Here is a 2137-nt window from a genome sequence, read left to right as displayed (position 1 = left end):
TCCACGGGTGAGTAGACCGTGGGAATTGCACCCACGGCCCCTCTCAGAACCGGACGTGAACCTCTCGATTCATCCGGCTCCCATCATCCAGCCTTTGGCAAACATCCCAGTTTCCAATGCACGAAGGCATTTTGAAACTTCCGCGCAAGCCGCCCAAGAGCGTGCCCTGCTCTGGTTTTATGCCGAGCAAGATGTTTGTACTTACGCATCATCCAGCGTGTCAGGTACGCATTCACGTGTTTCCACACGGCGGACATAGCCGATCCGTAGAACCGACTGTAGTACTGATGCCAGCCCCGGAGTACCGGATTGAACATGGCCGACAGATCGGCCAGGCTCTTGTCACATTTCAGCTGAAGGTGCCACCCGCGTATGGTTTGCCGCATCGCTTTGAGCGCGTCACGACTGACAGACGGGGCGAAGTTCACGTAGATGCGGCCATACTTGTCGACCGCTTTGCGCGGTCGGAAGGTATAACCAAGAAACGTGAATTGCACACACGGGAAGTCTCCCTGCCGATTGATGTCCTTGCAGTACACAATCCGCGTTTTCTCAGGATGCAGTTCGAGTCCACACTGCCTGAAGCGCTCACCAACCCTCGCCAACGCATACCTGGCTTGCGCCAGACTTCGGCAATGAATGACCCCGTCATCTGCATAGCGACAGAAACGCACGCTCTTAAGATGTCGGCTTACCCAATTGTCAAAGGCGTAGTGCAGAAACAGGTTGGCCAGCAAAGGACTGACGACTCCGCCTTGCGGCGTGCCGCGTGTCCGCTCCACAAGCGTGCCGTCCGGCGCTTGCATCGGCGCTTTCAGCCAACGCTCGACGTACAGCAGCACCCATGGCGTCTGGCAATGCTTCTTGAGCGCCCGCATGAGCAACTCGTGATCGATGTTATCAAAGAGGCCTTTGATATCGAACTCGACCACCCAGTCATATTCCCAGCTTCGCCTCCGCACCATGGCAATCGCGTCGTGCGCTGAGCGCCCGGGACGATAACCATAGGAATTGGCGTGAAACACGGGGTCGATGACTGGCTCAAGCAGACGCTTGACCACCGTTTGCGCCACCCTGTCCGCAACCGTCGGTATACCTAACATGCGCACCCCGCCAGACTTCTTCGGGATGGGCACGCCTTTGACTGGAGGTGGAAAGTAGCTCCCGGAACACAAACGGTTCCAGAGCTTGTACAGGTTGTCGCTCAGGCGACTCTCGAAATGCGCCAGAGTTTCGCGATCTATGCCTGCCGATCCTCCGTTTGCTTTAACACTTTGATAAGCTTCCCAGACAAGCGCCTTAGGAATGTCATACGGCTTGGTCATTGGGCTGCGCTCCTCCCGCTTACACGGTTGACACAACCCAACGCCCGGATGACGCAGCCCCTTCGCTCCACCACCATTACAGCGGCTTCATCACTACTACGAGCTGCTCCGTCCCTTGGTGGCGCATCGCTACTGTCGGCCTCGCCTTTCGGGCTTGTGCCTTTCGCTTTACATCGCCACCGAAGGTTCCCGCAGTTCAGCGTAAGAGCCAGGATCAGGCTGACGCTGCCTCTATGCCGGACACCGCCTGGCCCGTAAGCAGGTAACGGCCAGACTAATCGTGGGGCAACATCACTCCCCAGTTTTGATGTCGTCTGAGTAGTTTCGACACTTGAACGGCAGTTCACGGTTGTTCGTCTTCCTGATCCATACCTGATGCCTCCTGGCACCTTTTCCATAACGCTCACGACCCTGGCTTTTGACCAGCGCCGCTTATGGTGGTTTGCAACCCGCTCCTGCAAGCCGATTGCGAGGGGCCAACCCTCATCTCCTACGCCGCTTGCTGCGGCACACTAATGTCCCAGCACCACACCTGGTTTGGGCCATCGGCACGATGTGTCGTGAGCGTGCGTGGTTGCGCAGCCTTCGCACGGCCCCGACGCTGGCCCTGTCCCGCCGCTTTCAGGATCCGGTAGAACGTCGATTCGCTGGCCAGATAAACCCCTTCGTCGGCCAGCTTCGGCACGATCTGGTGCGGCGTCAGGCTCGCGTAACCCGGGCGGTTGGCCGCATCAAGCACGGCCTGACGCTGCGCCTCACTCAATTTGTTGGGCGGCGCCTCACGTTCTGCCTGAATACGCCCGTCCTGCGGC

At 58.4% G+C, this 2137-nt stretch carries 1 protein-coding gene and 1 pseudogene; both read right to left on the bottom strand.

From position 1 onward, the window contains the following. Positions 1-83: 83 nt before the first annotated feature. Entirely contained in the window at positions 84-1325 is a 1242-nt protein-coding gene (gene ltrA / locus HHL24_RS43205) for a group II intron reverse transcriptase/maturase (RefSeq protein ID WP_169491332.1), read from the bottom strand. A gap of 511 nt (positions 1326-1836) precedes the next feature. Then, positions 1837-2137, bottom strand: a pseudogene (locus HHL24_RS43200) (helix-turn-helix domain-containing protein); the annotation flags it as partial.

The sequence above is a fragment of the Paraburkholderia polaris genome (genome assembly GCF_012927345.1).
GTDB classification, from domain to species: Bacteria; Pseudomonadota; Gammaproteobacteria; order Burkholderiales; family Burkholderiaceae; genus Paraburkholderia; species Paraburkholderia polaris.
The sequence above is the reverse complement of the archived record's forward strand: the minus strand, read 5'-3'. Positions and strand labels throughout refer to the sequence as shown.